Annotated in this window: 27 protein-coding genes; 13 read left to right on the top strand and 14 right to left on the bottom strand. The window is 41.5% G+C overall.

Annotated elements, in window-relative coordinates:
- Positions 1-3: 3 nt before the first annotated feature.
- From rpoZ to Q7657_RS09455, 3 genes are all read right to left on the bottom strand, one after another.
- Positions 4-279, bottom strand: a complete 276-nt coding sequence (gene rpoZ, locus Q7657_RS09445; RefSeq protein WP_005371960.1) for a DNA-directed RNA polymerase subunit omega — start codon at positions 277-279, stop codon at positions 4-6.
- Positions 280-330: 51 nt separating this feature from the next.
- Entirely contained in the window at positions 331-957 is a 627-nt protein-coding gene (gene gmk, locus Q7657_RS09450) for a guanylate kinase (RefSeq protein WP_053987444.1), read from the bottom strand.
- Between the two features lie 203 nt (positions 958-1,160).
- Positions 1,161-2,024, bottom strand: a complete 864-nt coding sequence (locus Q7657_RS09455) for a YicC/YloC family endoribonuclease (protein WP_008988188.1) — start codon at positions 2,022-2,024, stop codon at positions 1,161-1,163.
- Positions 2,025-2,029: 5 nt separating this feature from the next.
- Between Q7657_RS09455 and Q7657_RS09460 the strand changes: the two genes are divergently transcribed.
- The 3 genes from Q7657_RS09460 (at position 2,030) to pyrE (ending at position 3,760) form a co-directional block, all read left to right on the top strand.
- Positions 2,030-2,203: a hypothetical protein gene (locus tag Q7657_RS09460; protein WP_155395145.1), complete on the top strand. Its 174-nt coding sequence runs from the start codon at positions 2,030-2,032 to the stop codon at positions 2,201-2,203.
- 50 nt (positions 2,204-2,253) lie between these two features.
- Positions 2,254-2,970, top strand: coding sequence for a ribonuclease PH (gene rph / locus Q7657_RS09465; protein WP_107166717.1), 717 nt, complete (start codon positions 2,254-2,256; stop codon positions 2,968-2,970).
- Between the two features lie 148 nt (positions 2,971-3,118).
- Positions 3,119-3,760, top strand: a complete 642-nt coding sequence (gene pyrE / locus Q7657_RS09470) for an orotate phosphoribosyltransferase (RefSeq protein WP_053987445.1) — start codon at positions 3,119-3,121, stop codon at positions 3,758-3,760.
- A gap of 70 nt (positions 3,761-3,830) precedes the next feature.
- Here the strand turns inward: pyrE and slmA are convergent, their stop codons facing one another.
- The 3 genes from slmA to coaBC form a co-directional block, all read right to left on the bottom strand.
- Positions 3,831-4,421, bottom strand: a complete 591-nt coding sequence (gene slmA / locus Q7657_RS09475) for a nucleoid occlusion factor SlmA (protein WP_053987446.1) — start codon at positions 4,419-4,421, stop codon at positions 3,831-3,833.
- 234 nt (positions 4,422-4,655) lie between these two features.
- Positions 4,656-5,111: a dUTP diphosphatase gene (gene dut, locus Q7657_RS09480; RefSeq protein WP_053987447.1), complete on the bottom strand. Its 456-nt coding sequence runs from the start codon at positions 5,109-5,111 to the stop codon at positions 4,656-4,658.
- A gap of 8 nt (positions 5,112-5,119) precedes the next feature.
- Positions 5,120-6,334 (bottom strand): bifunctional phosphopantothenoylcysteine decarboxylase/phosphopantothenate--cysteine ligase CoaBC, encoded by a 1,215-nt coding sequence (gene coaBC / locus Q7657_RS09485; RefSeq protein ID WP_107166716.1) that lies wholly within the window; start codon positions 6,332-6,334, stop codon positions 5,120-5,122.
- 234 nt (positions 6,335-6,568) lie between these two features.
- On the opposite strand from coaBC, the gene radC reads away from it, so the two are divergent.
- The 6 genes from radC (at position 6,569) to Q7657_RS09515 (ending at position 10,494) form a co-directional block, all read left to right on the top strand.
- Positions 6,569-7,243, top strand: coding sequence for a RadC family protein (gene radC, locus Q7657_RS09490; RefSeq protein WP_060989446.1), 675 nt, complete (start codon positions 6,569-6,571; stop codon positions 7,241-7,243).
- A 173-nt stretch (positions 7,244-7,416) separates the two neighbouring features.
- Positions 7,417-7,653, top strand: coding sequence for a 50S ribosomal protein L28 (rpmB, locus tag Q7657_RS09495; RefSeq protein WP_005371944.1), 237 nt, complete (start codon positions 7,417-7,419; stop codon positions 7,651-7,653).
- 13 nt (positions 7,654-7,666) lie between these two features.
- The gene (gene rpmG / locus Q7657_RS09500; protein WP_005371942.1) at positions 7,667-7,834 is read left to right on the top strand and encodes a 50S ribosomal protein L33; all 168 of its coding nucleotides are present in this window, start codon (positions 7,667-7,669) and stop codon (positions 7,832-7,834) included.
- A gap of 171 nt (positions 7,835-8,005) precedes the next feature.
- Positions 8,006-8,524: a hypothetical protein gene (locus Q7657_RS09505; protein WP_107166715.1), complete on the top strand. Its 519-nt coding sequence runs from the start codon at positions 8,006-8,008 to the stop codon at positions 8,522-8,524.
- Positions 8,525-8,537: 13 nt separating this feature from the next.
- Positions 8,538-9,347 (top strand): bifunctional DNA-formamidopyrimidine glycosylase/DNA-(apurinic or apyrimidinic site) lyase, encoded by an 810-nt coding sequence (gene mutM, locus Q7657_RS09510; RefSeq protein ID WP_107166714.1) that lies wholly within the window; start codon positions 8,538-8,540, stop codon positions 9,345-9,347.
- A 142-nt stretch (positions 9,348-9,489) separates the two neighbouring features.
- Entirely contained in the window at positions 9,490-10,494 is a 1,005-nt protein-coding gene (locus Q7657_RS09515) for an NAD-dependent epimerase (protein ID WP_107166713.1), read from the top strand.
- Between the two features lie 33 nt (positions 10,495-10,527).
- Here Q7657_RS09515 and coaD read toward each other — a convergent pair whose 3' ends face one another.
- The 3 genes from coaD to Q7657_RS09530 are packed head-to-tail and all read right to left on the bottom strand — an operon-like array spanning position 10,528 to position 12,861.
- Positions 10,528-11,010: a pantetheine-phosphate adenylyltransferase gene (gene coaD / locus Q7657_RS09520; protein ID WP_060989450.1), complete on the bottom strand. Its 483-nt coding sequence runs from the start codon at positions 11,008-11,010 to the stop codon at positions 10,528-10,530.
- Positions 11,011-11,018: 8 nt separating this feature from the next.
- On the bottom strand, positions 11,019-11,795 hold the full coding sequence (locus Q7657_RS09525) for a glycosyltransferase family 2 protein (RefSeq protein ID WP_107166712.1): 777 nt from the start codon (positions 11,793-11,795) through the stop codon (positions 11,019-11,021).
- Between the two features lie 7 nt (positions 11,796-11,802).
- Positions 11,803-12,861: a glycosyltransferase family 9 protein gene (locus Q7657_RS09530; RefSeq protein WP_107166711.1), complete on the bottom strand. Its 1,059-nt coding sequence runs from the start codon at positions 12,859-12,861 to the stop codon at positions 11,803-11,805.
- An 89-nt stretch (positions 12,862-12,950) separates the two neighbouring features.
- Between Q7657_RS09530 and Q7657_RS09535 the strand changes: the two genes are divergently transcribed.
- Positions 12,951-13,658, top strand: a complete 708-nt coding sequence (locus Q7657_RS09535) for a 3-deoxy-D-manno-octulosonic acid kinase (RefSeq protein WP_053987457.1) — start codon at positions 12,951-12,953, stop codon at positions 13,656-13,658.
- A 40-nt stretch (positions 13,659-13,698) separates the two neighbouring features.
- Here the strand turns inward: Q7657_RS09535 and waaA are convergent, their stop codons facing one another.
- Genes waaA through Q7657_RS09550 form a run of 3 tightly spaced genes read right to left on the bottom strand, consistent with a single transcriptional unit; the run spans position 13,699 to position 17,109 of the window.
- Positions 13,699-14,973: a lipid IV(A) 3-deoxy-D-manno-octulosonic acid transferase gene (gene waaA, locus Q7657_RS09540; RefSeq protein ID WP_107166710.1), complete on the bottom strand. Its 1,275-nt coding sequence runs from the start codon at positions 14,971-14,973 to the stop codon at positions 13,699-13,701.
- A gap of 6 nt (positions 14,974-14,979) precedes the next feature.
- Positions 14,980-16,011, bottom strand: a complete 1,032-nt coding sequence (waaF, locus tag Q7657_RS09545; protein WP_107166709.1) for a lipopolysaccharide heptosyltransferase II — start codon at positions 16,009-16,011, stop codon at positions 14,980-14,982.
- Positions 16,012-16,026: 15 nt separating this feature from the next.
- Entirely contained in the window at positions 16,027-17,109 is a 1,083-nt protein-coding gene (locus Q7657_RS09550) for a glycosyltransferase family 4 protein (protein WP_107166708.1), read from the bottom strand.
- 196 nt (positions 17,110-17,305) lie between these two features.
- Between Q7657_RS09550 and Q7657_RS09555 the strand changes: the two genes are divergently transcribed.
- From Q7657_RS09555 to Q7657_RS09565, 3 genes are all read left to right on the top strand, one after another.
- A complete protein-coding gene (locus Q7657_RS09555; RefSeq protein WP_107166707.1) occupies positions 17,306-18,037 on the top strand; it encodes a glycosyltransferase family 25 protein in 732 nt (243 codons plus the stop codon).
- 97 nt (positions 18,038-18,134) lie between these two features.
- Positions 18,135-19,244, top strand: coding sequence for a glycosyltransferase family 9 protein (locus Q7657_RS09560; RefSeq protein WP_107166706.1), 1,110 nt, complete (start codon positions 18,135-18,137; stop codon positions 19,242-19,244).
- On the top strand, positions 19,241-20,326 hold the full coding sequence (locus Q7657_RS09565) for a glycosyltransferase (protein WP_107166705.1): 1,086 nt from the start codon (positions 19,241-19,243) through the stop codon (positions 20,324-20,326). The genes Q7657_RS09560 and Q7657_RS09565 overlap by 4 nt, the downstream gene beginning before the upstream one ends.
- Here Q7657_RS09565 and Q7657_RS09570 read toward each other — a convergent pair.
- A complete protein-coding gene (locus tag Q7657_RS09570) occupies positions 20,323-21,522 on the bottom strand; it encodes an O-antigen ligase family protein (RefSeq protein WP_181319884.1) in 1,200 nt (399 codons plus the stop codon). The genes Q7657_RS09565 and Q7657_RS09570 overlap by 4 nt on opposite strands.
- Positions 21,512-22,462, bottom strand: coding sequence for a lauroyl-Kdo(2)-lipid IV(A) myristoyltransferase (lpxM, locus tag Q7657_RS09575; RefSeq protein WP_107166703.1), 951 nt, complete (start codon positions 22,460-22,462; stop codon positions 21,512-21,514). The genes Q7657_RS09570 and lpxM overlap by 11 nt, the downstream gene beginning before the upstream one ends.
- Positions 22,463-22,465: the final 3 nt, after the last annotated feature.

A 22,465-nucleotide genomic window follows, 5' to 3' on the forward strand; every position in this document is an offset into this window, starting at 1 on the left:
TGATTAACGGTGGTCGCCAGCAATAGCACTAACTGCTGCTAGTTCTGCAGCTTCTTGCTCTTGCAGTTCCTGACGCTCGCGAGCATCTAGGATATCTTTAGTAATTAGACCTTCTTCGATTTCACGAAGTGCAATTACTGTGTACTTGTCGTTTTCTTCAGGAACCAGTGGATCCTTACCGCCTGTTTGCATTTGACGTGCGCGGCGAGCAGCAATTTGGATCAGATCGAAACGGTTGCCAATTTTATCAACAGCGTCTTGAACGGTTACGCGTGCCATGGAGGACTCCAGTGGTTATATAAATTAGGATTGAAAATTGTACAAAATAACTTACTGATCTGCTAGTAGTGCAGACAACATGCTTTTATATTTAGCAGCTTGCTTGTCTTGCTTCAATCGTTCTGCACGAATAATTGCCTTAAAATCAATTAAAGCAACATCGAAATCGTCATTAACGATAACGTAATCGTATTCATCGAAATGAGAGATCTCAGAACGTGCTTCTTGCATACGGCGGGCAATAACAGTTTCGCTGTCTTGACCGCGTGTATTTAGACGACGCTCTAGTTCTTCTTTTGATGGTGGTAGGATGAAGATGCTCTTAGCCGCTGGCATCAGTTTGCGAATTTGACGCGCACCTTGCCAATCGATATCAAGGAATACGTCGATACCTTTTGCTAATTGCGCTTCGATCCATGGACGTGAAGTGCCATAGTAGTTGCCGAATACTTCCGCATGTTCAAGGAATGCACCTTGTTCTACCAAGTCAGTAAATTCTTCTACGCTAACGAAATTGTAATGAACACCGTGCTCTTCGCCCGGGCGCATGCCGCGAGTGGTATGGGACACGGATACTTTCATGTCATAGGTCGGGTTAGTTTCAAGAAGGGCATTAATCAGACTTGATTTACCAGCACCGCTTGGGGCCGACACGATGTATAGAGTACCTTTGCTCATTGCCTATTTTCACTCAGTGATAGAAGGGCGCGAAGATTATCATGATCTGCGCATAATTGAAATTAGCTAGTTGTTGGAAAATTCATCTTTTTGCTGAATATAGCTTAAGCCTAGTTGGCTTTGATGGGATTTTCATAACGGAAGCTATTTATATATAAATCATCAAGGAAGCCTAAGCTCCCTTGATGTTAAAACGATGACAGTTATTCGATGTTCTGAATTTGTTCGCGCATCTGTTCAATCAATACTTTTAGCTCTACAGCAGAAGCAGTCACTTCGGTATTGATCGATTTAGATGCAAGGGTGTTCGATTCACGGTTGAACTCTTGCATCATAAAGTCTAAACGACGGCCACAAGCGCCACCTTTAGCCAAGATTTTCTGGGTTTCTTTGACGTGAGAATCTAGGCGATCTAGCTCTTCTGCGACATCGCTCTTTTGCGCTAGCATGATCAGCTCTTGTTCAATACGGTTAGCATCAAGGTCAACTTTGGCTTCTTCTAGGCGAGACATAATGCGCTCACGCTGCCAGTTGATGATCTCTGGCATCATGCTGCGAACTTTGGTCGCTTCTGCAGAAATCGCATCAAGACGTTGGTCGATCAGCTGCTTCATGTTTTCACCTTCGCTAGCACGTGCCGCGATGAAATCATCAATAGCTAATTCAAACCCAGCCAGTAGATCTTTGTTGATTGTATCGAGATCTTGCTCTGGTGCTTCCATCACACCCGGCCAGTTAAGTACTTGGAATGGGCCGATGTTACCTTCACCAGCAGTCTCTTTTACCCATTTCGCAGCGTGAATCACTTGTTTTGCTAACTCTTCATTGATGGTTAGCTCAGTGTTTGCTGCAATGTTGGCTTCAAAACGTAGGTTACACTCAACCTTACCGCGAGCAAGACGTTTACGGAAACGCTCACGTAATACGGGCTCTAAGCTACGGAATTGCTCAGGCATACGAATGTAAGTTTCAAGATAACGCTGGTTTACTGAGCGGATTTCCCACACAGCTGTACCCCAATCGCCTTTAATTTCGCGACGGGCATACGCAGTCATACTATGGATCATGGCTTGTGAACCTTAAAGTTGTGAATGGTGCGACGACTAACTTACCGTTACCCACGATAAGTCTTGATAATAAAGAACGAGGTGCGTCGTTACCGGGTGTAGAGATTATATGCGATATTGGCATCGAGGGGCTACTGTTTGTCGGTTTACGTAATCGTTTTCTCGTGCACTGGGATTGAGTTATCGCTATAATCGCCGGTTAATATCATCCAGCCAAAGGGAAATCCCGATGCGTCCAAGCGGAAGAAGTGCGAATCAAGTTCGTCCAATCACTATTACTCGTCAATACACGGCTCATGCTGAAGGTTCAGTACTGGTCGAGTTTGGCAATACCAAAGTTATTTGTACGGCGAGTGTAGAAGAAAATGTTCCGCGTTGGCTAAAAGGTAAAGGCCAAGGTTGGGTGACAGCTGAATACGGCATGTTGCCACGTGCTACTCACACTCGTAATCGTCGTGAAGCAGCGAACGGTAAGCAAGGTGGCCGTACGATGGAGATCCAACGTCTAATCGCACGTAGCTTACGAGCAGCGGTTGATCTGGAAGTGCTAGGTGAGCAGATGATCACGGTTGACTGTGATGTGATCCAAGCCGATGGTGGCACACGCACGGCATCTATTACTGGTGCGATGGTGGCACTGGTTGATGCTATCAACTACATGCTAGAAAAAGGCATGATCAAAAAGAATCCACTAAAAGGGATGGTTGCTGCGGTTTCTGTTGGTATTTACAACGGTGAGCCAATTTGCGATTTGGAATACCTTGAAGATTCAGCGGCTGAAACCGACATGAACGTGGTGATGACTGAAGAAGGTAAGATGATTGAAATCCAAGGCACTGCCGAGGGTGAAGCTTTCAGTCACGAAGAATTACTAGCAATGCTGGCGTTAGCGAAAGACGGCATTAACGACATTATTTCAATGCAGAAACAAGCGTTGGAAAATTAATTTTTAAGCGGTTCCTATTGGGAACCGCTTTTTTTTGCCTAAAGCAGAGTTCCGTGCGGAGTGCATGTCTGTTTTGGTGGTTACCAAAGCATAAGTTTAGGTAACAGGTACATTGTTAAAACACAGAGAAGTAGTTTAAGGAGACACAATGAAAGCATATCAGCGTCAGTTCATCGAATTTGCCCTAGAGAAAGGCGTATTGAAATTTGGTGAGTTCACACTGAAATCCGGTCGTAAGAGCCCGTATTTCTTTAATGCTGGCTTATTTAATACCGGTCGCGACTTAGCGCGTCTTGGTCGTTTTTATGCTGAAGCTTTGGTTGATGCCAAGATTGAATTTGATGTGTTATTTGGCCCTGCCTACAAAGGTATTCCAATTGCAACAACAACGGCGGTTGCGCTGGCTGATCATCACGATGTAGACACGCCATACTGTTTTAACCGTAAAGAGGCTAAAAACCATGGTGAAGGTGGCAACTTAGTCGGTAGTGCGCTAGAAGGCCGTATCATGTTAGTCGATGACGTGATCACTGCTGGTACAGCAATTCGTGAATCCATGGAAATCATTAAAGCGAATGGCGCAGATTTAGCGGGTGTGCTGGTTGCTATTGATCGTCAAGAAAAAGGTCAAGGTGAGCTATCAGCAATTCAAGAAGTTGAGCGTGATTTTGGTTGTGCGGTGATTTCGATTGTCTCGCTAGGCGATGTGGTGACATACCTTTCTGAGCAAGCGGGTATGGAGCAACACCTTGAAGCGGTAAAAGCGTACCGTGCAGAGTTCGGTGTGTAACAACATTTGTAATGAATAATAAAAAAGCGAGGGCTAAGGCTCTCGCTTTTTTGTTTGTTGCTAGGCTTGATTAGTTTAGCTGTGCGCTTAATAGCGTCCAGTAATCATCAAAGTTTGCTGTTGGCTTGTACTTAAAGCTTGAGCGAACGTAGCGGTTTAAGCTGCCTTCTACTTGACCTAGAAGCTGTGCTGCTAAAACTGACTCATCAATTGGAAAGCCTTTACCTTCACGTAATTTACGCTCTTTTAAGATCTGGCGAAGCTGAGATTCAACACGTTCGAACAGTTGATTAATACGAGATTGAAGACGATCTTGTTCAAACATCAGAGCATGGCCCGTCATGATACGAGTCAGGCCTGGGTTACGCTCAGCAAACATTAGAATGAACTGCATCACCATACGTAAGCGATTCAGCGTATCTTTTTCGTCATCTAAAATGCGGTTAATGCGCGTGGTAATTGAATCTTCGATAAATTCAATTAAGCCTTCAAACATACGCGCTTTGCTTGGGAAATGGCGGTAGAGTGCGGCTTCTGAGACTCCAACATTCGCGGCTAGCATTTTAGTGGTGATACGTTGACTGCCTTGATTCGACTCCAGCATGTGCGCTAAGCACTGAAGTATTTCTTCGCGGCGATTGTTCTTTTTGGTGCCTGCCATGAATTTATCGTTCCTTTACAAAATGAGACTGTCCATGGACAGTGTGAAACCCGCCTATCTTAGCGATGCCTTGGCGTTGTGAAAAGTAGCGCAATAGAAATGTATGAACTTTTATCCGCAAAAAAAGCGCAGGCGAAAATGCTTGCGCTTTTGCTGTCATACGTGGTGCTCATCTTATCATCAAAATGGATAATACAAGACTTACCAGATCACGCTTTTTTAACATCAATAGGACTAGCTACGGCCTGAATGACCAAAGCCACCTTCACCACGCTCGGTGCTATTAAAATCTTCAACGATATTAAATTGCGCTTGTACTACAGGGAGGAATACCAGCTGAGCTATGCGATCGCCAGGCTCAATGGTAAATGTAGTATCACCACGGTTCCACACTGATACCATAAGTTGACCTTGGTAATCAGAGTCAATTAAGCCAACAAGGTTCCCTAATACGATGCCGTGTTTATGACCTAAACCTGAACGTGGCAAAATGGTTGCTGCAAGGTTTGGATCGCCAATGTGAATAGCAAGGCCCGTCGGAACAAGGTGAGTTTCACCCGGTGCGACTGTTAGGGCTTCATCTAGACATGCACGTAAATCAAGGCCAGCAGAGCCTTCAGTCGCGTAAGCGGGTAGTGGAAATTCGTTACCGACACGAGGGTCAAGAATTTTAAGATCGATACTATTCATAGTTAGCTCTAGTGGTTCGCTTGTTGGTAAAGATTAACAATTTCATTGATTAATTGCAGCCCAAGCTCGGATTTTGCCGCCAGTGGTAAGGCTTTATCTCCGTTAGGCCAATACAGATGTAGGGCGTTGCTATCGCTGTTAAAGCCTTGTCCTTGAACTGATACATCGTTAGCACAAATCACATCAAGATTTTTATTTGCCAGTTTGCCACGGGCATATTGCTCCACATTTTGGGTTTCAGCGGCAAAGCCAACCGTAAATGGACGACTGTCTGTGAGAGCGGCAACGCTTGCCACGATGTCAGGATTCTTCACAAGTTGAATTACCATCTCATCATGACCATCTTGCTTTTTCATTTTCTGCTCAGCAACGTGAGCTGGACGAAAATCAGCAACAGCCGCACAAGCAATAAAAATGTGGTTGTCTACCGCATGTTCTAATGCGGCTTGGTGCATCTCTTGTGCGCTTTTAACATCAACGCGACTAACCCCATTGGGTGTCGTTAGGTTAACAGGGCCACTGATCAGCGTGACATTTGCACCACGTTTAGCGGCAGCTTGAGCTATGGCATAACCCATCTTCCCTGAGCTGTAGTTACTTAAATAACGTACCGGATCAATCGCTTCTCGGGTTGGACCTGCCGTCACCACAATGTTTAGATCACTAAGGTCTTGCGGCAGGAAGAAGTCTTCACATAAGTGAACGAGTTGCATTGGCTCTAACATGCGACCAGGACCAACATCGCCACAGGCTTGCTCACCGCTTGCAGGTCCCCAAATATGAAAACCTCGGCGCTTTAACGTAGCGATATTCTCTTGGGTAGCAATGTTTCGGTACATCTGTTGATTCATCGCAGGTGCTACCGCAATAGGGGCATCAGTAGCAAGACATAGGGTTGAGAGTAAATCGTTACCCATGCCAGCGCTCACGCGAGCAATTAAGTCAGCAGTCGCAGGAGCCAGTAAGACAAGATCAGCCCATTTTGCCAACTCAATGTGCCCCATAGAGGCTTCTGCTGATGGATCAAGTAAGCTATCAGCGACAGGGTGGCCTGATACGGCTTGCATTGTGAGTGGGGTAATAAACTCTTTGGCTGCCTTGGTCATTACCACATGAACTTGTGCGCCACGCTCGATTAAGCGTCGAGTGAGCTCTGCACATTTGTAAGCAGCGATACCGCCGCTAATGCCGAGAAGGATTTTTTTTCCTGCCAGTGTTTGCATCAGTCTGCCTGTCTCTTGGGGCTATAAAATTGGCAACAAGATACCATCAAAGTGGTTTGTGATCATCGCTTGGGATCAACTCTTGCGGCGATAGAATACTGTGTTTCTCGCAATTTGAGCACTGTGATTTTTGTCGATTACGTTAGTGTTGTGAAGATTTTCTCAAACCTCATTTATCTTGGTTGTGAAATTAGTCGTAGCTGTTTTGCTTATGGCATACCAAAGGGAGAGGTTATGTCACTTAAGCAATTGCCAGAAGCGTCACGACCACGAGAGAAATTATTATCTCATGGTTCAGATGCATTAACTGATGCTGAATTATTAGCCATTTTTTTACGCACCGGCACCCAAGGGATGAATGCTTTGGAATTAGCCACCCATTTGCTCGATGAGTTTGGCTCGTTGCGTTCGCTGCTAGGGGCTGAAAAACAGATATTTTGCCAGATGAAAGGATTGGGACCTGCAAAATTTGCACTTTTACAGGCCGTTTTGGCGTTAGGCGAACGATATTTAGAAGAAACTTTAAAAAAAGATGATGTGCTCACTAGTCCGCAAAATACCCGTCGATATTTGGCGCAAAAATTGCGAGATAAACACCGAGAAGCCTTTTATATCCTGTTTCTAGACAACCAACATCGGGTGATCAACGGAGAGACATTATTTGAAGGAACTATCGATTGCGCGAGCGTTTATCCACGTGAAGTTGTAAAAAGATCGCTAGAACTTAATGCAGCGGCGCTCATTTTAGCGCATAATCACCCGTCAGGCGTCGCTGAACCTAGTCAGGCAGACCGTCGAATAACCCGCAAAATCAGCGATTCGCTGGCTTTGGTCGATATTCGTGTTCTTGATCATTTTGTTATTGGTGACGGGGAGATTGTCTCTTTCGCTGAGCGTGGTTGGCTATAAAATAGCCAAAGTTTCGTTAAAAAAGTGAGAAAGAATCTGCTCGGGACTTGAGCAACTGGTTTTGACTTAGTATAATGCGCGACCTTTGATAGCTGTGGTTATCTGTGAAATATTTTTTTGCAGTGAATTTTCCACAGTAGATATCGAGCTGAAACGATTTGGAGAAGACAGTAATGTCCCGAGTATGCCAAGTAACTGGTAAGCGTCCTGTAACGGGTAACAACCGTTCACACGCACGTAATGCCACCAAGCGTCGTTTTCTGCCGAACCTGCAAACTCATCGTTTCTGGGTAGAAAGCGAAAAACGCTTCGTTAAACTACGCCTTTCTGCGAAAGGCATGCGTATCATCGATAAGAAAGGCATTGATGTCGTTCTTGGTGAAATGCGTGCTCGCGGTGAGAACGTTTAAGAGGATTTGAAGAATGGCTAAAGGCATTCGTGAGAAGATCCGTCTAGTATCATCTGCTGGTACAGGCCACTTCTACACTACCGACAAGAACAAGCGCAACATGCCAGGCAAATTTGAGATCAAGAAATTTGATCCAGTAGTTCGCCAGCACGTGCTTTACAAAGAAGCTAAAATCAAGTAATTGGTTTTATCACTCTTTGATAAAAACCCAGCCTCGCTGGGTTTTTTTATATCTGCTACTTTCCAATTTCCCTTCACTAACGACTTTTCTGTTCGTTATTTATCAGCCAATGGTGCAACGACTTAACCAGTGTTATCTTTATTCTCATTAAGATAAGACAGGAATGGATGAATGCGCTTAACTCGACGTGGCTGGAATAACATTATCATCATTGGTGTGCTGTGTTTTATCGCGATAATTAAATTGCCAGATTTACTTCGCGAACGATTTGCACCTAAAGAAGCGGTGACACAGGTTGTTACCGAGCAAGCTAGCCAGATTCCTAATACTGTTTTTGTCCTCTCGCCTGATCTTGTGATTCAGCGTGTTGTTTTCCCTTCTTTCACGCTTAAGCAAAGTAACGGGCAGTGGCAAAGCTCGTCTAGCTTATCGATTTCAGCCAGTGAATTAGTACAACGTTGGCAACATCTACAAGGCACTGTGGTGGATGAAGCAACAATATCAAAGCTGAGTTTACAGCTACCACCACCGCAAACCGTGGAAGTGTGGGGGGAGCAGCAAGCAGAGCCTATTCGATTAACCGTGTATGCCTTGCCCAAATTTTGGCTGTTTAATAATGGTCAACATTGGGTCGCTGTGTCGGTTGCTGCCGATTATCTGTTCCCGACATCTTTATCAAATAACAAATAAAACGAGATGAGTCATGCCTGAATTACCAGAAGTAGAAGTAAGTCGAATGGGGATCAGTCCTCATGTCGTTGATCAAACTGTAAAAGAAATCGTTATTCGTAACCCTCGACTGCGCTGGCCTATTCCTGACACCATCAAAGCGATTGAGGGACAAGTGATCCGCAGGGTAACTCGAAGAGCTAAATACTTGCTGTTAGAAACCGATGCTGGCTATGCCATAGTGCATTTAGGCATGTCTGGCAGTTTACGTGTTTTGCCCGTAGGAACCCCGGTAGAAAAACATGATCATGTTGATTTGGTGCTAACGAGTGGCGAAGTACTGCGTTATAACGATCCTAGGCGCTTTGGTGCGTGGTTATGGGAAGAGAAAGGGGTAACACACCCTGTGCTTGAGAAAATGGGTCCAGAGCCGTTGAGCGACGAATTTAACGTGGAATATTTGTATCAAAAGGCCCAAGGGAAACGTACCGCAATAAAACAATTTATTATGGATAATCATGTGGTTGTTGGTGTTGGTAATATTTATGCCAATGAATCTTTGTTTGCCGCAGGTATTCACCCTAAACGTGCCGCTGGAAAAATCTCACTTGCTCGTATGACTAAGCTGGTGGCAGAGATCAAATCGGTATTAGCCTTTGCCATTAAACAGGGCGGCACGACATTAAAAGATTTTAAAAATGCAGACGGAAAACCTGGCTATTTTGCACAAGAGCTGCAGGTGTATGGTAAGGCCGGTAAACCTTGTCCAAAGTGTGGCAAGCCGTTAAGTGAGGCTAAAATCGGTCAACGAGCGACAGTATTTTGTGTTGATTGCCAGAAGTAGGTTCGATTTTAGTTAACCTAACCATCATATTTATTGAGTCGGTTTGCTTAGGATTTCCCTTCGTTGATTGAGCTAAAATGTTATTATGCTCGCAGTTTTCAGGTTGAGTAACGCTGCATGATGCGTTATTGAGGATAAAAGTATGAAATATCTTGTTACCGGCGTGGCTGGTTTTATTGGTAGCGCAGTGACAGAGCGTTTATGTGCCCAAGGCCATCAAGTAGTCGGTATCGATAATCTTAACGATTACTATGACGTCTCACTCAAGCAAGCACGTTTATCCCGTATTGCTCATTCTAACTTTACCTTCATTGAATTAGATTTAGCCGATCGTGATGGTATTGCGGATCTCTTTGCTGAGCAGCAATTTAACCGTGTGATCCATCTCGCAGCACAAGCGGGGGTGCGTTACTCAATTGATAATCCACTGGCGTACGCTGATAGTAATTTGGTTGGACATCTAACGATTTTAGAAGGTTGCCGTCATAACAAGGTTGAGCATCTTGTTTATGCCTCTTCAAGCTCAGTATATGGCTTAAATCATAAGACGCCATTTAATACGGCAGATAGCGTTGATCACCCAATATCTTTGTATGCAGCGACGAAGAAATCCAATGAGTTAATGGCACATACCTATTCGCACCTTTATGGCGTACCAACCACAGGCCTACGTTTCTTTACCGTTTATGGTCCATGGGGACGTCCAGACATGGCATTGTTTAAATTCACCAATGCAATCATGGAAGGGAAAGAGATTGATGTGTACAACCATGGCGATATGCGTCGTGATTTTACTTACATCGATGATATCGTTGAAGGTGTGATGCGTATTCAAGATGTGATCCCGCAGCCTAATGCTGATTGGACGGTAGAAGCGGGCTCACCAGCAACCAGCTCTGCACCTTATCGAGTGTATAACATCGGTCATGGCAGCCCTGTAAAGCTGATGGATTACATTGAAGCGTTAGAAGAAGCGCTAGGTATGGAAGCGAAGAAAAACTTCATGGACATGCAACCGGGTGATGTTTACATGACGTACGCTGATACTGAAGATTTATTTAAAGCGACGGGCTATAAGCCTCAAGTGAAAGTCAAAGAAGGTGTAAAAGCCTTTGTTGATTGGTATCGCGAGTATTATCAAAAGTAATAAAAAAGGCGCACTCAGCGCCTTTTTTAATGTCTATTTAGCGAACTTTTCCAATAATGCAGTGGTGATCAGTGGATCAACAAACTGACTAACATCACCTTTATGTAGTGCAACTTCTTTAACTATGGTTGAAGAAATGAATGAGTTCTCTTCAGCTGGGGTCAAGAAGACGGTTTCTAACTCTGGCATCAAGCGACGATTCATATTGGCTAACTGAAACTCGTACTCAAAATCGGATACCGCACGAAGACCACGCACTAGAATGTTAGCGTTGTGCTCTTTGGCGAAATCGACCAATAGTCCAGAGAAGCCAACAATTTCTACATTATTCAAATGCGCTGTAATTTTACTCGCTAGCTCTACACGTTCATTAAGATCAAACAGCGGTTTTTTACTGGGATTGAAAGCAACGCCAACAATCACATGATCAAACATTGCCGCTGCTCGTTCAATTAAGTCTAAATGACCGTTAGTAATAGGATCGAAAGTACCAGGGTAAATTACTCGAGTTGTCATAATAGTCGTTACTTCTTGTGCTTAAGGTGAAGGCCTAAGTATTTATTTAGGACGTATTGGGCATTTATACAAGCAATGATGAACCCATGCTTACCATCTAAAAATCCCGCTTTAAGAATGTAAGTTCGAATAAAGCTAAATATTGAGTGAATAACAGCAGAGGCAATCGATGACTTTTTGCCTTTTAAATACTTTTCTTCAGCCCAAAGCTCAGCATACTTTTGTTGTTTGCGTTGAAATTCAAAGAAATCTTCAAAAGTGTAATGTTCTAAATTACCACTTAGCTTTTCAACTTTGCCATTAGCAGGGATCACAATAGATTCATGTACTTTGACGTCATTATATTGGGTTTCATTACGGCGATGTAAGCGAGAAATCCAATCAGGATGCCAACCAGAGTGATGAATAAATTTGCCAAATGCGGTGCTAAGACGATTGACTTGATAAACCGTATTATGCTGGTTCTTTGCAATAGCCTGTTGAATAGACTGACGTAGCTCTGGCGTTACTCGTTCGTCAGCATCAAGCCATAATATGTAATCACTTTCGACAAAGGTTTGTGCTTGTTGACGTTGCAGCCCAAAGCCAGGCCAACCATTACTGATAAAAAATTTATCGGTATATTGACGGGCAATGGTTTCGGTTTCATCGTTACTGCCCGAATCAAGGATCACGATTTCATCAACCCAATCTTTTACTGAGTCTAAACATGCTGCCAGATGCTTGGCTTCATTTTTAACAATCAGTGCCACAGCAAGGCTTGGTGTGGTGTTTTGCTGGTTCATTGTCTTCTCACTGTGATTGAGTCAAAGTTGCTGAGTCGATGATGGTATCAAGTTGCGTGATCACATCATCAACGGAAATCGCAGTCATAATATCACTGCCTTTTATTCGAGCACCCCAAGGAAGCTCTGAGACGGGTTTACCGTAATGTTTTTCTGCAAATTGTTGATACACACTCACCACATTTTGTTGGCTAAGGTAAGGTCCTGTGCGTGTTGGATTACTGTGCCCGTATAAACCGATCACTGGTGTGCCTTGTGTTGTGGCTAAATGGGCTGGGCCTGAGTCAGGTGCAATAACTACGGTTGCGTATTTTAGCAGTGCAGTTAATTGGATCAGGCTTGTTTTACCAATAAGGTTAGTAATAGGGTGATGACAATGTTGTATGATCGATTCACCCAAGGCTTGCTCTCGTTGCGTCGGTGAGCCACATAGGATCACCTTTAATCCCTTCTCAACAGCATGATCGGCAACGGCAGCATAGCGTTCAGTCAGCCAGTTTCGCTCATCCTTACTTGCTGCTGGTGAGATGATTAATGTCGGTTTATTGATATGTTGCTGTGCAAAGGCAATGTCTTCACTCGATAGTGGGATATGCCAATGTGGCTCAGTAAACGGTACGCCAAGATAGCGTGCAAACTCAGCAAAATTATCAAGAACATGGGGAGCATTGGTTTGCGGTAGTTTTTTATTGGTAAATAGCCATTGACCTTCTTTGGCTCTTTGACGTGAAAAACCCACTTTATAGCGAGCTTTAATACCTAAAGATAACAGGCTAGCACGCAGTGCGACTTGCATATCGAGTAGGGCATCAAACTTTTGATCTTTCAAAGTATGCCATACCGTTTTGATCCCTTGCCAGCCTGCTTTTTTATCAAAACTAACCACCTTGATATTAGGCAGTGTACTTACAAGCTGAGCTTCTGTTTTGCCTACCACCCATGTAATACTGGTTTCGGGCCAATGTTTTTGGATGGCTTGTACTACAGCGATCGCATGACAAACATCGCCAATGGCTGATAGGCGTAAAATACAGATGGATTGAGGCGCAGTAGTAAACAAAGCCATAGTGATACCTAATAAAAAGTGGTCAGCGAATTATGCAGTTAGTGCTGGTAATTGTAAAATAAACCAAAATAGACAGGAGAAAGACAGCAGTGCAGAAAATTAGCCATGAACAGCAAATGATATGGTTTGATGACAACTATTTAACTGTCGATCCGCATTGTTGCTTCGATATTGATTTTTGGCGTCAACAAAATGCAATTGTCGGCTCGGCACAAGGGCGAGGCACCACTTGGTTTGTTGCTGGCGATAAGATGGAAATGGCATTACGTCATTACCGTCGTGGTGGCTTGTTTGGTAAGCTGGTGAGTGATAGCTATTGGTTTACTGGTTGGGAGAAGACCCGCAGTTATGCTGAATTAATGCTGTTAAAAGTATTACGAGAAGAGGGAGTCAACGTTCCTCGTCCTGTTGCTGCAAAAGCAGAAAAGAAAGGCTGTGTTTATCGTGCCGATATTTTGGTTGAGAAAATTCCTCATAGTCGCGATCTCGTTGCGTTACTTATCGAATCCTCTTTGCCAAGTTCGGTTTGGCATCAAATTGGCGTCATGATCCGTAAAATGCATGACTTGCAGGTTTGTCACACAGACTTAAATGCCCATAACATCTTGCTTGATATGGATCAGCAAGTTTGGCTGATTGATTTTGATAAGTGTTACCAGCAACCGGGAGATAGTTGGAAAAAAGACAATCTCGCCCGCTTAGAGCGCTCATTTATCAAAGAAGTAAAGAAGCGCAATATTCAATGGCAGCCACAAGACTGGCAAGCGCTATGCGATGGCTATCAAGGTGATAGTTAGTGATAAACGAGCGATGAGAATTGACCTCATCGCTACGTATTTAATGTAGGTAGTTGGTAATACTATCAATGGTGCGTTGTACAGCGCCTTGATTTTGTTCTACCACTTTTTTACCGTTTTCTCCCATCACTTGCTGACGTTCTGGGTTATCAAACAGGGCTATTACTTGCTTGGCTAACTCAGCGCTATCTTGGCAGATCTCAATGGCATTCGCTTGAAGTAGTTGCTCTGTAATATCGATAAAGTTGTAGTAGCTAGGCCCTGTTATAGCTGGTTTAGCAACGGCTGCAGGTTCTAGTAGGTTATGTCCACCGACTTTATTTCCGATCAAACTGCCTCCCATAAACGTTACATCACTGCTAGCCAACAGTAATAGCATTTCACCCATAGTATCGGCCAAATAGACTTGGCTCTGTGGTGCAAATGGCTCTTTATCTGTACGTCGATGAACGGATAACAGGAACTGCTCTTTTGCCATTATTTCAACATCATTGAAGCGTTCAGGGTGGCGAGGAACGATGATGAGTAATGCATTTTCGTTGTGCTGCAATATGGTTTTAAACGCACTAAAGACTTGCTCATCTTCACCTTTATGAGTGCTCGCTGCGATCAACACTGGGCGCGTTTGACCTAGTTGAGATCGCAGTTGTGTCGCATGCTCGAAAACCGTAGGTGCGATAGTAAGATCGTATTTAATCGATCCAGTTACCGTAACCTTCTCTTTGGTCGCACCAATATCGATAAAACGCTGTGCATCGTCCTGATGAAGACAAAGAATGCTATCAACGTTTTTGAGCAGAGGCTTGGTAAAAAATGTCGCTGATTGGTAACGCTTTGCCGAGCGCTCAGATAAGCGAGCATTGGCGATCACAATTGGAATGTGCTGTTTTTTAACGGTTGCTAGCGTGTTGAGCCATAGCTCTTTTTCAACAATCAACATCAGCTTGGGGTTTACTGCGTTTAGAAAACCTTGTACACACCAAGCAAAATCAATTGGCATGTAGCGGTGCTCGACCAAATCGCCTAACTTAGCTATTTGCTCTGCACCTGTGCTGGTGGTGGTCGTAACCACGATGGCTTGTGTTGGATATTGCTCTTTTAGCGCTTTGATAAGAGGGGTGATCGCAATAGATTCTCCAACCGATGCGGCATGGATCCAAATAGGACTTTTACCATTAATGGCTGGCGTAAAACCAAAATGCTCTTTCCAACGTTCGCCAAAACGAGGCTTCCCCGGCTTGTGTTTGTATAGCCCAAACAGAAGTAACGGGGAAACGAAAGCAAGCAGTAGGGTGTAAACGATTCTAAGTAACATATTCACTTACGCTTGTTGTAACTTATTGATCGCATTAACCACTAAATCGGGAGTCAGCTCGGTTAAACACTTCAAATGACCTAATGGGCACTCTCGTTTAAAGCACGGACGACAGCTGATATCGGTATGCAAGACTTCAACATGCTCTGCCAATGGTGGCGTATAACCTGGTGATGTTGAACCGTATAATGCTACGATATTACAGCCAACAGCGGCTGAAATGTGCATCAGACCAGAGTCATTACTAACGACGGTTGTACAGGCAGCAAGTAAATCAATCGCCTCGATTAAAGACGTATTACCAGCAAGATTTTGGCAATGCGCTTGCATTTCCTGTGGCAGGCTCGCTTTGATTTTATCGGTCACTTCACGATCTTTGGCGGAGCCAAATAACCATACTTGGTTACCTTGTTCTATCAGCGTTGCGGCAGCTTTTGCAAAATGTTGCTCAGGCCAACGTTTTGCTGGACCAAATTCAGCACCGGGACATAAGCCAATTACCGTTCTTTCTCGGTTTAAACCGAACTTAGTTAACGCATCATTTTGTGCTGTGGCATCAATGGTGAGCTTAGGATATGGCATGTCTGTTAAACAGCCAGAGCCTGTCATTTCATTTGCCGGATGGGCCAGCGCAATATAACGCTCAATCATCAAATTGAATGCTTTTTTGTTGTTGCGTAGATCATTGAGTAAGCCATAACGCATCTCGCCTTTCCAGCCGGTACGAACTGGGATTTTTGCAAACAGCGGTACTAATGCGGATTTGGCAGAGTTAGGTAAAACATACGCATGATCATAGTTGTCATCACGCAGAATTTTCCCTAATTGGTAGCGAGCAAATAGATTGAGATCGCCATGTCCAAGCGGCATTTCAATCGCTTGATTGATTTCCGGCATACGTTCAAGTACAGGCTTACACCAGCCCGGTGCCATGACATCTATGATGGCTTCAGGGTGAAGCTTTTTAAGCTCGGTATAAAGGCATTGCGACATCACCATGTCGCCAACCCAAGATGGGCCAATAATTAATATTTTCACATTACAACCGTTGATTTATACGTTTTGAAAGAAGTTCAGCTGTTGCTTGGTTGTTTCTTGAATTGAAAAATGTGTTTGTAAGCGTTGTTGTGCATTTTTTCCCATTTCAATTCGGGTTTCTTTTGAGTGCGCTAATAGCTTAATTTTATCAGCTAATGCTTGAGGATCATTGGTTTCAACCACAAATCCAGTTTTACCTTCTTCTACCAGCTCTTTACTGCCACCAGTGGTCGTCACAACCGACGGTTTTGCCATCGCCATCGCTTCAATAATGGTTTTAGGGAGACCTTCACCGCTAATTGATGGTTGTACTTGGATATCGGATGTCGCCATGATTTCAGGCACATCAGAACGATAACCTAAAAAGTGAATACGATCTTGCATACCACTCGCCGCTGCCAATTGGTCATTTTCTTCTGTATCCATATCACGGCCTACAAGTACCAGATGCAGATTTTCGATATCGGCTAATTGCTTAGCCGCATCTAGTAGAACATGAACGCCTTTGGATTTACGTGCGTTGGCAACACAGGTAACAATAATATCATCATCGGTTAAGCCTAGTTGCTCTCGCGGCAGAGCATCTGCTTGATACCAAGCTAAGTCGTGACCTTTATAAATGGTTTGGACTTTTTCAGGTGCTAACTTAACAACGCTTCTCACGGATTCTGCAACCGCTTCTGCGACACAAGAAATCCCATTCACGCGAGGATGAAGATGGGTTAAGTATGATGAAGGATCATGACGATAAATACCGCCAACCGTGCCACGGTAGCTGATAAGTTTTGTATCAGGGAAACCAATACAAGCAAATGCTGCATTCGGAATAGTCTTGGAATTTAGCGCATACACCACATCATAATGGTGTTGACGCAGTTCATGACGAATGGTCTTGATGGTTTTAAAGCAAATTTTACGACTTGGGTAGCAATCAATAACCGTAATACCTGCTTCACGAAAGCGCTCGACATAAGGTGCATCACCTTGGGTGATAATAGTGACGTCATGGCCTTGCTTGACCATTTCGATACACATTTCGGCTTCGGGTCTAACGCTGTTCCAAGCATCCTGATAGGAGCTTATTATCATGATTTTCATTGGTGAACTCAGTGAATAAAAATGGCATTAAAGTACGTGAATATAGAGATAAGTGATCGACCATATATTTATCGGTTACAATACACAATAAAATAGATGTTCTGAAGAGATATCTGTATAAGTATTTTCACCATATTGGTACGTCCTGACAAGGATATATATGGCTTGGGCAGTTGAGAAAATGGAACCATAATTGATGAGTTCAGGAACAATGAAAGTGTTGCTTATAAGTCTAGCAACATCAACAGAAAGAAGAAGAAAAGCGATGCAGGTATTGGAGCAAAACAATATCGAGTATGAGATTTTAGATGCTGTTGATGGGCGATTAGGTGAGCATCCGTTACTTCGTCGTTACAATGAAGCTAAATTTATCTTGCACAGAGGTCGTAGTGCTTTACCAGGTGAATTAGGCTGTTATGCAAGCCACCTTCTAGCATGGGAGAAAGCTGTTGAGCTAGATCAGCCAATTGTTGTTTTAGAGGATGATTTTATCTTAAGTGATAAATTTACCTTCTTGATCCAACAGGCGTATCAGTGGATTGAGAAATATGGATTTATTCGAATTGAGCCTTGGCGAACTCGACGCTTTTTTACCGTTGAGAATAATCAAGGGATTAAGTTAGTCAAATTTTTAAAAGTTCCTCAATGTACAACCGGTTATATCATATCACCACGGTGTGCACAGAGATTTATAGACACAAGTCAGGAGATGATTTTACCTGTTGATGTGTTTATTAGAAATTCCTATTTGCATAAGCAAGCGATTTACGGTCTAGAGCCATCTCCGGTAAAGCCGGGGAATGCAAAAACATCGACTATCGGTAATAGAAAAAATAAAATTAATGATATCAATGTGAGAGTTAAAAAGACTTTTTTTCGTGTTTATACTTTGTTTATGACGGGTATTACAAATCTTATTTCACGTTAGTCATGTGATAGTTGGTAATATTTAAGTTAAGTATATTATTTTTTAACTTGAATTGTTTGAAAGTAAGAGAAATTGTAATGCTATTTTGGATTTTGATATGAAATTAAAAAAGAAAGTAAAAGCAAAGTGGCGATTAGTAAGAAATAGTATTAAATTGTTAAAACTTAATTTTTATAAGAAAAAGTATGATAAGAGATTAAGTGATGATAATTTTGATGCAAAAAAAATAAAAAGAATTTTGCTATTGCGTTGGGATAACAAACTCGGTGATGCCATCATGTGTGGTGGTTTTATTTCTTTGTTAAAGAAATATCGCCCTGATATTCATATTTCTGTATTAACAGGGAATACTACAAAAGAGTGGTTGGAAAAGTCTTCTCCTGCAGATGAATATATTATTTATAATAAATCAAATTTAAATAATATAATTAAAGAATATGCAGGTAAGTTTGATCTTTTTGTCGATCTTGGTACTCATTATAGTCATAAAGATTTATATGTTTCATCAAGGCTACAAGCTTCTCATTATATGGGGTTTAATAAAGAGAAATATAATTTATTTGATGTGAATATTGATGCTAGATTTAATCATTTCAAAGAACGGTATTCTGCAGCGGCACAATTACTGATTTCTAAAGAGATTGATTTTCCGAAATTGTTACCAGTGCCTGATTTTAGTAAAGAGCTGAAATGTATACGTGATTTAATAGATAAAATTCCGCATGAGAATGTTGTAGCTATCAACTTATTCGGCTCGGGTAAATACAGAAAATTCTCATTTAATGAAGCTAAACATTTGCTTGAAAAATGGCGTAAGGAATATCCTGAGGATTTATTGGTAATTATCCCGACACCTAATGAAGAAAAATTTATATCTTCACTATTGCGTGATATGAATGATCCACGAGTGATTTCACCCGCATATAAAGCTTGTTTTGAGATGTCACTAGCAATTATTGATATTGCTGATTTTACTTTTACACCTGATACCGCTGTAGTGCATATGGGAACAGCGATTGATAAACCTATTATTGGGGTGTATCGTTATAATATGCAGAATTATGAAGAATGGAAACCTTTAGCTAAATATTCACAAAGTATCATAAATCGGAAGCCATATTTCGATAATGATAGTGTTTATGTTCATGAGTTTAAATGGAAAGATCTTGAGCAAGCTCGAGAGTATATCTTAAAGGCATTGATATGAGGATTGGTTTTTTCCTTAGAGATCTTAAAGTAGAAGGTGTTCAAGTTGTCACGTTACGCCTAGCAGAGACACTAGCATTGATGGGGCATCGTTGTGAGTTGATCACATTGAATGGTGATCAGGAATTAGTGCTACCTAAAAATGTGATTCATCATAATATTGGTTTCGAAAAAAATATTTCTTATCGTGAAGCCAGTAAATATGTTCAACCATTTTTATCATATTTAAATAGACTAGAAAGCGATGAGCCATTTAACACTATTTTTTCCGTGCATGGTGAGACGAATGATATTATTTCTTTTATTGATGATAGAAGGTTAATTCATTGTATTCATAACTCTGATGAGTATTCATATAATAATAAAAATTGGTTTAAAAAATTAAAATTTAAAAGACGTTTTACCAATAAGATTAAGGGGAAACACATTGTTTGTGTTTCTCATGGGATCAAAAATTTCGTAGAAAAGCATGCGATAGGTAGTTATTTATCCGTTTCTACTATTTATAACCCTTTTAATGTGGATAAGATAATTGAACAAGCTGAACAAGAGCCTGTTTATTATTTACCTGATAATTATATTGTTTTTGTTGGACGTCTTGAGAAGCAAAAAAATGTATTTTTATTGCTAGAAACAATAGCTAGATTAAAAAGTGATATTTCTCTTGTAATTATAGGGCAAGGTAAATTAAAAGATAAAATCACTGAAAGTGCAAAAGAATTAGGTATTAACCATAAAGTTATTATATATCCATTTTGTCAAAATCCGTATCCAATAATAAAAAGAGCAAAACTTCTGATATTAACATCAATTTACGAAGGCTTGCCGACTGTATTGATCGAGGCTTTGATTCTGGGTACTCATGTAATGAGTACTAATTGTCCAACAGGGCCTTCAGAAATACTGGTAAATCATTTAAATAAATACTTAATTGATAGTTATGATGCAGATAAAATTGCATCAAGAGTTGATGATATTTTATTAGATACTACTGAGATTGATAGCTCTGCAATAAAAAATACATTTTGCTCTGAAGCGATAGGAAAAAAATATATTAAATTTATTGAAGAAAAGGGGCTCTAAAGCCCCTTTTTTATTTTATTACAACGATCTTTTCCTATTAAAATCCCAATTGATATAAAAAAGATTATGAATATTTGTTTATGGAAGAAAGGAACATCAGTTAGTCCTGATAGTATTAATATGGAAATTAAGGAATAGGTTATTAGTGCATCATTAGATGATTTGTTATTTATTAATTTGATAGGCACTAATACGATAAATAGCAAAGTTGTTAATCCAATGAGTCCACATTTAACCGTTATATCGATGAACTGATTATGAAAGTGTGGTGGCTTATAGCTAGCGGCTGCTGGGATAATAACTTTTTCTTTTGCAAGAAGATCTAATTGAGAAAAATAATTCTCACCATACCCAATAAATGGTGATTTCTCAATTAGATGAACACCCGCTTTCCAAAAGTTTAATCTTAAGCCGATAGACGTATCTGTATTACCATCATCGATTTGAGTGATTTCCTGATGTGTTTGAATAATTCTTTCTTTTACGATTGGATATAGTGCAACAGAAGTTAGGCCAACAATGAAAATACTAATGATTATATTTCGTTTAAGTGTTTTTCTTTGGTGTGAAAAGTAGAAATAAATGGCAAGTAAAGTTGGCAATAATGCCACTAAAGCACCTCGAGTTTCAGTTAAAGCTATACTAATGATGGAAATAGCTAGCGTTAAAACAAGTATGGTTTTCTCTTTAATGGTACGGCTGGTGAGTAATAAAACAAAAGTGATAGCAGCAATAAAACAAATATAAGTTGCAAATGGGATAGCATTTATAGGCCAATAATATCGTGCTACAGGAGTTAGATAGGTGAACTTGCAGACAAAGAATAAACTATTAATACAACCTAAAAAAATGGCAAGGATTAATGTTTTTCTTGTGACTAATTGATATGGAAAAAATGTTAATAAAACACAAATTATAGCAATTGCTCTTAAGTTTATTGGATTATATAAGTGTAATGCATCAGCCATGACTGATATTAATAAAAGGCCATACATTATCCAAATATAGCGACTCTTTAAGTTATCAATAATAATTGCTTTATTGTACTTAATTGCTGAAGCTAAAGCTGAAATAAGAGTTAGTATAACCAGAATTTTATCACCGTTATCAAAGTGAAATAACCCTGTAAAAATCCAAAGTATCGGAAGTAAAATTAGAAAATTGGCTAAATTAGCCATTAATTTATTATCGTTCATACGGATTCTCATCACTATTCGGACGTGTTTTCAATAAACGCAGAATCCACATATATTGTTCTGGACGTTCACCAACGTATTGCTCAATACATTCGTTCATCATGCGGGCATCTTGCTCTTCTGTTTCACTAGGAAAAGGCAGAGCGGGGTAAAAATCTAATTCATATTTGCCCGTCTCGCTGTTGTACATCGCAAACAGTGGAACAATCTTTGAACGGCTGAGTTTCGACAGTCGGCCAAGACCGGACATCGTTGCTTTAGTGGTACCGAAGAAATCAACAAAGACACTGTGCTCAGGGCCAAGATCTTCATCGGGTAGGTAATAACCTAAGTATCCTTCACGAATTGATTTGATAAATGGCTTGATGCCACCGCTTCGTTCATAAACACGACCACCGTATTGCACGCGTTGACGATGCATCAACCAGTCTGAGACCGGGTTTTTCTGCTTTTTCGCCATAGCAGAAACAGGCAAACCACGTGATGCGAGCAGTACTGCTGGAATATCAATTGCCCACGTATGCGGAACCAATAAGATCACACTTTGCTGTTGATCGGTCAGTGTGGTGAGGTTCTCCATTCCACGGATCACAGTATTGTTTTCTAACCAGAATTTGCTGCGCACACTTAATGAGGCAAAGCCCAGTAAAAACGTACCTGCAGTGGTGATGCTTTGCAGCAAAATAGCTTCACGCTCAGCCTCTGTTTTTTCTGGAAAGCACATTTGCAAATTTACACGTGCGCGGTGATTCGCTTTACTATTAAGCTTGATCGCTTGTTTAGCAAAGGTACTAGCAATAGCGTGACGTATCTTATGTGGCAATAAGCAAAAAAATGATGCCAGCAATACTGCAAGCCACGTTCCCCAGTATTTAGGATGTAAAAACGACCACTCAAACTGTGGGTTATAGGCTTGTTTGTCGTAATGGTTATCAATCATATC

The organism is Candidatus Photobacterium acropomis (assembly GCF_030685555.1).
Lineage (GTDB): Bacteria > Pseudomonadota > Gammaproteobacteria > Enterobacterales > Vibrionaceae > Photobacterium > Photobacterium lucens.

Coding starts and splice junctions, on each gene's coding strand:
- slmA (WP_053987446.1), bottom strand. CDS start 4,421: ATGGCAGGCACCAAAAAGAACAATCGCCGCGAAGAAATACTTCAGTGC.
- Q7657_RS09550 (WP_107166708.1), bottom strand. CDS start 17,109: ATGAAAATCATGATAATAAGCTCCTATCAGGATGCTTGGAACAGCGTT.
- waaA (WP_107166710.1), bottom strand. CDS start 14,973: ATGTTACTTAGAATCGTTTACACCCTACTGCTTGCTTTCGTTTCCCCG.
- Q7657_RS09505 (WP_107166715.1), top strand. CDS start 8,006: ATGCGCTTAACTCGACGTGGCTGGAATAACATTATCATCATTGGTGTG.
- pyrE (WP_053987445.1), top strand. CDS start 3,119: ATGAAAGCATATCAGCGTCAGTTCATCGAATTTGCCCTAGAGAAAGGC.
- Q7657_RS09565 (WP_107166705.1), top strand. CDS start 19,241: ATGAGGATTGGTTTTTTCCTTAGAGATCTTAAAGTAGAAGGTGTTCAA.
- rph (WP_107166717.1), top strand. CDS start 2,254: ATGCGTCCAAGCGGAAGAAGTGCGAATCAAGTTCGTCCAATCACTATT.
- Q7657_RS09525 (WP_107166712.1), bottom strand. CDS start 11,795: ATGAACCAGCAAAACACCACACCAAGCCTTGCTGTGGCACTGATTGTT.
- rpmG (WP_005371942.1), top strand. CDS start 7,667: ATGGCTAAAGGCATTCGTGAGAAGATCCGTCTAGTATCATCTGCTGGT.
- rpoZ (WP_005371960.1), bottom strand. CDS start 279: ATGGCACGCGTAACCGTTCAAGACGCTGTTGATAAAATTGGCAACCGT.
- lpxM (WP_107166703.1), bottom strand. CDS start 22,462: ATGATTGATAACCATTACGACAAACAAGCCTATAACCCACAGTTTGAG.
- Q7657_RS09570 (WP_181319884.1), bottom strand. CDS start 21,522: ATGAACGATAATAAATTAATGGCTAATTTAGCCAATTTTCTAATTTTA.
- Q7657_RS09455 (WP_008988188.1), bottom strand. CDS start 2,024: ATGATCCATAGTATGACTGCGTATGCCCGTCGCGAAATTAAAGGCGAT.
- coaBC (WP_107166716.1), bottom strand. CDS start 6,334: ATGCAAACACTGGCAGGAAAAAAAATCCTTCTCGGCATTAGCGGCGGT.
- radC (WP_060989446.1), top strand. CDS start 6,569: ATGTCACTTAAGCAATTGCCAGAAGCGTCACGACCACGAGAGAAATTA.
- gmk (WP_053987444.1), bottom strand. CDS start 957: ATGAGCAAAGGTACTCTATACATCGTGTCGGCCCCAAGCGGTGCTGGT.
- Q7657_RS09515 (WP_107166713.1), top strand. CDS start 9,490: ATGAAATATCTTGTTACCGGCGTGGCTGGTTTTATTGGTAGCGCAGTG.
- coaD (WP_060989450.1), bottom strand. CDS start 11,010: ATGACAACTCGAGTAATTTACCCTGGTACTTTCGATCCTATTACTAAC.
- dut (WP_053987447.1), bottom strand. CDS start 5,111: ATGAATAGTATCGATCTTAAAATTCTTGACCCTCGTGTCGGTAACGAA.
- mutM (WP_107166714.1), top strand. CDS start 8,538: ATGCCTGAATTACCAGAAGTAGAAGTAAGTCGAATGGGGATCAGTCCT.
- rpmB (WP_005371944.1), top strand. CDS start 7,417: ATGTCCCGAGTATGCCAAGTAACTGGTAAGCGTCCTGTAACGGGTAAC.
- Q7657_RS09555 (WP_107166707.1), top strand. CDS start 17,306: ATGAGTTCAGGAACAATGAAAGTGTTGCTTATAAGTCTAGCAACATCA.
- Q7657_RS09530 (WP_107166711.1), bottom strand. CDS start 12,861: ATGGCTTTGTTTACTACTGCGCCTCAATCCATCTGTATTTTACGCCTA.
- Q7657_RS09560 (WP_107166706.1), top strand. CDS start 18,135: ATGAAATTAAAAAAGAAAGTAAAAGCAAAGTGGCGATTAGTAAGAAAT.